At 56.3% G+C, this 7,498-nt stretch carries 5 protein-coding genes; 3 read left to right on the top strand and 2 right to left on the bottom strand.

Going from position 1 to position 7,498, the window contains the following annotated elements; all coding sequences use genetic code 11:
* Positions 1–431: 431 nt before the first annotated feature.
* Positions 432–920, bottom strand: a complete 489-nt coding sequence (locus ACF8AM_RS08240; protein ID WP_392555173.1) for a hypothetical protein — start codon at positions 918–920, stop codon at positions 432–434.
* A 285-nt stretch (positions 921–1,205) separates the two neighbouring features.
* On the opposite strand from ACF8AM_RS08240, the gene lepA reads away from it, so the two are divergent.
* On the top strand, positions 1,206–3,002 hold the full coding sequence (gene lepA / locus ACF8AM_RS08235) for a translation elongation factor 4 (RefSeq protein WP_392555172.1): 1,797 nt from the start codon (positions 1,206–1,208) through the stop codon (positions 3,000–3,002).
* Positions 3,003–3,598: 596 nt separating this feature from the next.
* Here the strand turns inward: lepA and ACF8AM_RS08230 are convergent.
* Positions 3,599–4,666 (bottom strand): alpha/beta hydrolase, encoded by a 1,068-nt coding sequence (locus ACF8AM_RS08230; RefSeq protein ID WP_392555171.1) that lies wholly within the window; start codon positions 4,664–4,666, stop codon positions 3,599–3,601.
* A gap of 344 nt (positions 4,667–5,010) precedes the next feature.
* On the opposite strand from ACF8AM_RS08230, the gene ACF8AM_RS08225 reads away from it, so the two are divergent.
* Both ACF8AM_RS08225 and ACF8AM_RS08220 read left to right on the top strand, forming a co-directional pair.
* Positions 5,011–5,748, top strand: coding sequence for a hypothetical protein (locus ACF8AM_RS08225; protein WP_392555170.1), 738 nt, complete (start codon positions 5,011–5,013; stop codon positions 5,746–5,748).
* 130 nt (positions 5,749–5,878) lie between these two features.
* Positions 5,879–7,231 (top strand): Gfo/Idh/MocA family protein, encoded by a 1,353-nt coding sequence (locus tag ACF8AM_RS08220; protein WP_392555169.1) that lies wholly within the window; start codon positions 5,879–5,881, stop codon positions 7,229–7,231.
* Positions 7,232–7,498 lie beyond the last annotated feature (267 nt).

Here is a 7,498-nt window from a genome sequence, read left to right as displayed (position 1 = left end):
GCCCCATCCCGCTCACAACCCCCCCCCCCCGCCCCCCCCCCCCCACTACGATCAACCCTCACTTTTAGCTTTGACAGACCACTAGCAGTCGCCCAATGCCGGCGTCTCAAGTTCGCTCGCCACCGACAGCGCGAAGCGTCGCGGCTTGTCGACCATTCGATTTCACAACCCGACGCGTCAGCGAGGGACCAAGCAACCCGACGCGTCGGCTTTGAAGTTGCGCGTTTGCGTGAGGCATTGGTTTTTCATAACCCGACGCGTCAGCGAGGCGAAGTCAACATCGTTTTTCCCTCGCTGACGCTTCGGGTTATGAGAAAGCTGACGCTTCGGGTTTTGAGAAAAACGCAACTTCAAAACGCGTGAGCGAGGGACCTGTCCCCCCGGCGCACCGCCGAGCAATACACGTCACGGCGAATGCACGTCATCCTGGCTCAGCGATTCTGAGTCGCCCAAGGTGCTGATGCCGCGTCCCAGCCATTCTGCCCGTTCGCTTGGGGCTGGGCGTTGTAGTTTGGCTGCGGATAAGCATTTGGATTGTAAGCGCCTTGCTCGCCGTAACCCGCGCTGGGCTGACCGGCGGGGTAGTTGTTGTACCCTGGCACTTGATTGGAGTTGGGCACGTTGTAGTTAGACGCACCGTAACTGGGAGTGCTGTATCCCGCGCCCTGCACCGGCTGGCCTCCTTGAGGCGGCCACGCATTCGGATTCGCGGGGGCACCATTCGGATAATACCCCGCTTGGCCTTGAGCAGGATAACCGCCTTGTTGGGCAGCCTGCTGAGCGGCCTGTTCACGCTGACGCTCGTCCAGAATGTCTCGACCGCGATCGATGTCGGAACGTGCGTCGCTGCGAATTTCCGTCTTGTTGATTTCGATCCGAGTCTTGTCGCCGTCACGCTCGATGGTGAACCATCCCGCCATAAACGCCCCACCGATGGCCAGGGCCAGTAAAAGTATTGTCCGCATGACACATCCTTGAAAACAGAAAAGACGAAACGGTCCTCCGAACGTTCGATCATCTCGAAGATCGCGTTTCGGCGGAAGATCAATTCATCAAGTCCGATCGGCATATGGAATCCCGAATATTCAGTCGATCCCGATCATTTTTCGAAATCGTCACGATTGGCCCGAACAGCAAATCCCTGTTGAATGGACACCTGATTCACTAGGATGTGACGTCCACGCCGCGTCGCACGAAACAAAACCATGAAACACATTCGCAATTTTTGCATCATCGCCCACATCGATCACGGAAAATCCACCTTGGCGGACCGGTTGATCCAATCCTGCGGCGGTGTGACTCAACGAGAGTTTCACGACCAAATGCTCGACTCGATGGACATCGAGCGAGAACGCGGCATTACGATCAAAAGCAACACCGTTACGCTGAACTACACGGCGAAAGACGGTGAGGCGTACCAACTGAACCTGATCGACACCCCCGGCCACGTCGATTTTTCCCACGAAGTCCGCCGATCGTTGATGGCCTGCGAAGGTGCCTTGATGGTCGTCGATGCCTCCCAAGGGGTCGAGGCGCAAACCGTCGCCAACCTGTACCTGGCTCTCGAATACGACCTGGAACTGCTGCCGGTCATCAACAAAATCGACTTGCCCGCCGCCGACGTCGATCGCGTTCGCGGTGAAATCGATGAGGACTTAGGACTCGATCCCTTTGTTGCGATTCCAGTTTCCGCCAAAACCGGCCAGGGAATCGAAGACGTTCTCGAAGGAATCGTCACGAACCTGCCCGCGCCGAAGGGCGATCCCAAGGCTCCGTTGAAGGCTTTGGTATTTGACGCTTACTTTGACAAATACCGCGGCGTGATTCTGCAATGCCGTGTCATGGAAGGAACGCTCAAGCCCAAAGACAACATTCACTTCATGCACGCCGATCGCGACTTCACCGTCGACGAACTTGGCTACAACCAATTCAAACTGGTTCCGAAAAAGCAACTCACCGCTGGCGAAGTCGGCTACATCGTCGCCGGCGTCAAATCAGTGCAAGACATCGAAATCGGCGACACGATCACGCTGGCAGACAAGCCCGCTGCAGAACCGATTCCCGGATATCAACCCGCACGTCAAGTCGTGTTTTCGTCGGTCTACCCAATGAGCACCGACGAATACCAAGACCTCACCAAGGCACTCGAAAAGCTCTCCATCAACGACGCTGCGTTGACGTTTGAAAAGGACAGCTCCGCTGCTCTCGGATTCGGCTATCGCTGTGGCTTCTTGGGTTTGCTTCACCTCGATGTGGTGCAAGAACGATTGCAGCGCGAATTTGACATTGGGTTGGTCATCTCCGCGCCTTCGGTCCAGTACAGCATCAAACTCAAAGATGGCTCGACACAGGACGTTGACAACCCGACGTATTGGCCCGATCCGTCAACGATCGATTCGGTCAGCGAGCCCTACATCAAGGCTCAGATCCTGATCCCCGAAGAGTACGTCGGCCCGGTGATGGAACTCTGCCGCGAACATCGCAGCGAGAGCCAAACGATGAACTACCTGTCAGCCGGACGCTTGGAAGTCACCAGCGAAATGCCGCTTGGCGAAGTCCTGTTCGACTTCTATGGCAAGCTGAAGATGATCACGCGTGGTTACGGATCGTTCGACTACGTGCCGATCGAGTATCGCAAAACGGACATCGTTAAAGTCGACATCTTGGTCAACAAAGAACCCGTCGATGCGCTCGCCTACCTCGTGCACCGTGACAAGTCACGGGCTCGTGCGCTGCATTACTGCGAGCAATTGGCCGAAGCGATCCCTCGCCACCAGTTCAAGATTCCGATCCAAGGTGCGATCGGCGGCACCGTCATCGCCCGAACCACCATCGCTCCGTATCGCAAAGACGTGACCGCGAAACTTTACGGTGGTGACGTCAGCCGTAAGAAAAAGCTGCTGGAAAAGCAGAAGAAAGGCAAAGCCAAGATGAAACAATTTGGCAGCGTCAACATCCCGCAAAAAGCCTTCATCTCCGTGCTTCGCACCGACAAAGACTAACCACTCGCCCCAACGGGGCAGCGCTATGACAGCCCAGGGTGTACGGCGGGACCAAGATTGCAAAGCCCCAACGGGGCGGCCCTAGCTTTTTTGGGGGGACACTCTGCCAGGGGCGCCCCGTTGGGCCTCGCGATGGCGTTTTGAAGTTGCGCTTTTCTCACAACCCGACGCGTCAGCGAGGGACCCACCGGCGCGTTGCGATGGCACGCGGTCCCTCGCTGACGCGTCGGGTTATGAAAAACCCAATGCCTCACGCAAAAGCGCAACTTCAAAACTTACGCGTCGGGTTATGAAAAAACCAATGCCTCACGCAAAAACGCAACTTCAAAACGATGACGTCTCCGTCAAGAAACCCCAGGCGATGCCTGGGGCTATAATATTGCTGCCCCGTTGGGGGCGTGGGACAGAACCAAAATGAACGCCACAACACCAAAGATTCAGCAACCCAGAGCTATCCCACGGTCACCGGAGACGAACCGGACGCGATCGCGTTCCGGCTGACTAAATCGACAATCCGATGGGCGACGGGCGGTAACGCAGAGGTCGATACCAATTGAACTTTTTCAATCATCCGCCCGCGGGCCCCGCAGTATCCGCTACTCCGCATCCGCCTCATAGCCATCCCACATCCACGCCAGCGTGTCGGCTAAAGTCGCTTCGAAGACTTTGCGATCGCAGTGCCGGGTCGCCTTCGAGAACACGTAGCGATACTCATAGCCTTTGGCTTCCAAAGCGTCCGCGGTTCGCTCGTTCGCCATCACCCAGTTGTGATAGGTCGACTCCGGATCGTTGGCTCGATTGTCGTTCTCTGCCACGTGAGTGAAGATGCGAAGGGGCTTCTTCTCACTGTTTTCGATCAGCTTCATGCTCGAGTGATACTCCCAAGCCCCCAGCGGGTACTCCGCTTCTTCAGGAGCATCGTCGTCTTGTTGATCCACAAAGGTTCCTGAGTACGTGATCAAACGGCGAAACCATTCCGGACGGAACCATCCCATCGTCAGCGCCGCCGCACCACCACTGCTGCATCCCATCACGCCACGTCCCCACGGGTCATCCGTCAGTTTGAAATTCGGGTAAGCCGCACGAATTTCAGGATGGCTCTCCACAGCAGGCAACACCTCCAACTGAATGAACCGAGCCAATCGGTCGGACATCGTGTCGTATTCCAAACCACGCTGGCTGCCTTTGCTGTCGTTGCCACCGTTTTGAACCGCGATCGCAATGAAGGCAGGCAGGCGACGATTGGGATCTTTCGAGATCGTCATGTTGTCCAGTGCGTTGCGAACCAGATTCAACCGACTCGGACCATCATGCATGACCAGGAACGGTGCTGCAGTCCCGTCTTGGTAAGCCGCCGGCACATAAACCACGATCTTGCGTTCCTTGCGAACGTCTTTGCGTGGATTCAAAGTCGAGTCCGTGCCATCGAAAATCTTGCTTTCGGCCAACGGCATCATGAATTCAAATTGTTTTCCCTTTGGGTTCCCTTGATCCTTCAGTTCAGCGGCCAGTTGATAATCCGGACCAATGACAATTCGGCCGTTCTGCAGCGGCGAAGAGACGGAATCCTCAGCCAGCGTGATTGTTCCGAAGAAGCCAAGCAAAGCGATCGGAGCCAAGGCTCCCATCCAGAATCGAATCGGCGAGTGACAAAGATTGTGCATGGAAAGGGTCATGAACGGGGGTGGGGTGGAGGGGTGGGAATCGACGAAGCGACCATTTTAACCACCGCACCCCAATCCGTGCGGATGGCGTCAAGAACAACAGGTCCACCCAACCGAAAACGGCACAAACCAAACGATTTATGAAATCGCGTTGAAGAGTGTTTGCAGGCTGCCTCCATCGCAGTTTACTTTGATCGACGCCGCAATCACACGACGAACACCTCAAGATGGACATCCCCATGAACCACAAAGAAAGAACTTCTCAGACCATTCTCTTCGCAGCCTCGCTATTGCTTGCATGCTTCACGCTGAGAGGCTCACTGGTTGCTGAAGAACCAACCAAGGTGAACTCAACCACTGATTTCCCAAACGATGCTTTTCAAGTGATCTGCGAAGGAACCTACCCGCATCACCTGCAAGGTGTCTGCACAGGAGGCAACGCGATCTACTGGTCGTTCACCACGACACTGGTCAAGACCGACCTTCAAGGCAAGGTGCTGAAAACAATCCCTGTCGCCAACCATCACGGCGACCTTTGCTTTCGTGAGGGCAAAATTTACATCGCGGTCAACCTTGGAAAATTCAACGATCCCTCAGGAAACGCTGACTCGTGGGTCTACGTCTATGACGCGGAATCGCTGGACGAGTTTGCTCGGCACGAAACGCAGGAAGTCTTTCACGGGGCAGGCGGGATCGGACACCGCGAAGGCCACTTCTACGTCGTTGGCGGATTGCCTGATTCATTCGACGAAAACGATGTGTACGAATACGACGACCAATTTCAATTCGTCAAAAAACACGTCATCACGAGCGGACACACTCACCTCGGAATCCAATCCGCCACCTTCGCCCACAATCGTTGGTGGTTTGGCTGTTATGGATCGCCCGCCATCACGCTTGTCACCGATGCGGACTTCCAGATGAAAGGCCGGCAGGAACTCAACTGCTCTCTCGGTGTCGAGGGTCTCGCGGATGGCCGGTTGATTGTCGCGAGCGGCCAATGTGACAAAGAAAAGGGCTGCAGCGGGAAGATCCATTCGGCGTTACCAAATGAATCGAATGGTTTCCTGATTCAGAAATGACGCGGGAAACGTTTTCTAGAATGCATGTCCAATCAGCGGGTCAGTTGCCCCTTCCCGTGGCTCACTGCATTAGGATCGTCACTTTCCCCTCGTCACTCATTGAATGCCTAGGTGATTGATGTCCCAAAAAATGCTTCCGAATCGACGCGACATACTGGTAGGCGGGACCGCTTTGGCTGCCGCCGGTCTCGGCAACGTTTCACCCGCTCAAACGCCCGTATCATCGTCCGCCAATGATCGGCTGAAAATCGCCGCCATCGGCGTTGGCGGACGAGGCGGTTCGAACCTGCGAACGATGGAGCAGACCGGAATGGTCGACGTCGTCGCGGTTTGCGATGTCGACACGAGATTCACCGACCAAGCCGTCCAGCGACATCCCAAGGCCAAGGCTTTTCGGGATTTCCGGAAACTATATGACGTCGTAGGGAACGACATCGATGCCGTCGTCGTCAGCACCACTGAACACACGCATGCGTTTGCAACCATGCCAGCACTGCGGCTTGGCAAACACGTGTATTGTGAAAAGCCATTGGCGTACAACATTGACGAAACACGGCAGATCGCAGAAGCCGCCGAGCGGGCCGGTGTCGTCACCCAAATGGGAACTCAAATCCACGCTGGCGACAATTACCACCGGGTGGTGGAACTGATTCAAAGCGGCGCGATCGGCGATGTCAGCGAAGCCCATGTGTGGGTGAACCGAGCCTGGGGTTTGCAATCCGAAGCCGACGCCAAAAAACACGGCGATCTCTTGCATGCCGATTCGCGTCCAAGCGATCCCATGATGCCGCCGGACCATGTCGACTGGGACCTCTGGTTGGGGCCTGCCCCGGTCCGTCCTTACCACTCGGTCTACTTCCCCGGACCACGTTGGTATCGGTGGTGGGATTTCGCAGGTGGGACCATGTCGGACCTCGGCAGCCACTGGAATGACCTTCCGTTCTGGGCACTGGAACTTGATGCGCCCACCACAGTGGAAGCCTTCGGCCCGCCAGCTCACCCCGAGATCGCACCGGCATCCATGTCAGCCAAGTACGAATACCCCGCGCGAGGCGATCGCGGTCCGGTCACCGTTTCCTGGTACCAAGGCACACACAAACCAGAGATCTGGCAACGCGGTGAAATCCCTCGCTGGGACAGTGGGGTTCTGTTCATTGGCAGCAAGGGGATGCTGCTTTCGGACTATGGAAAGCATGTGCTGCTGCCCGAGGAATCCTTTGTCGATTTTGAGCCACCAAGCCCCTTCGTACCCGACTCACCTGGACATCATGCTCAATGGGTTCTTGCCTGCCTAGGCGAAGGCGAAACGGCCAGCCCGTTCAGCTATGCCGGACCACTCACCGAAGCCAACCATCTCGGCAACGTCGCGCACCGAGTCGGCAAGAAGATCACTTGGGATCGCGACAAGATGGAGTGCGTGGGTTGCCCCGAAGCCGCCCCCTTCATCGCTAGGGAACCGCGCGAGGGATGGTCGCTGAGCTAGGCAGTACACTGCCAATCAGAGACGGCCCAAAGGTTGCCCCCACTTCATAACCCGAACGCGTGAGCTTTGAAGTTGCGCTTTTCCGTGAGGCATTGGTTTTTTCATCACCCGACGCGTCAGCGAGGCGAAGCCAACATCGTTTTTCCCTCGCTGACGCTTCGGGTTATGAGAAAGCTGACGCTTCGGGTTTTGAGAAAAACGCAACTTCAAAACGCGTGCGAGAGGGACCACACGGAACCCTGGCGAATCTGGCCACCAGGTCGACGT

This window comes from Rhodopirellula sp. JB055, from assembly GCF_043100905.1.
Taxonomy (GTDB): domain Bacteria; phylum Planctomycetota; class Planctomycetia; order Pirellulales; family Pirellulaceae; genus Rhodopirellula.
Note: the sequence above shows the minus strand (reverse complement) of the source record. Positions and strands in the feature narration are given on the sequence as shown.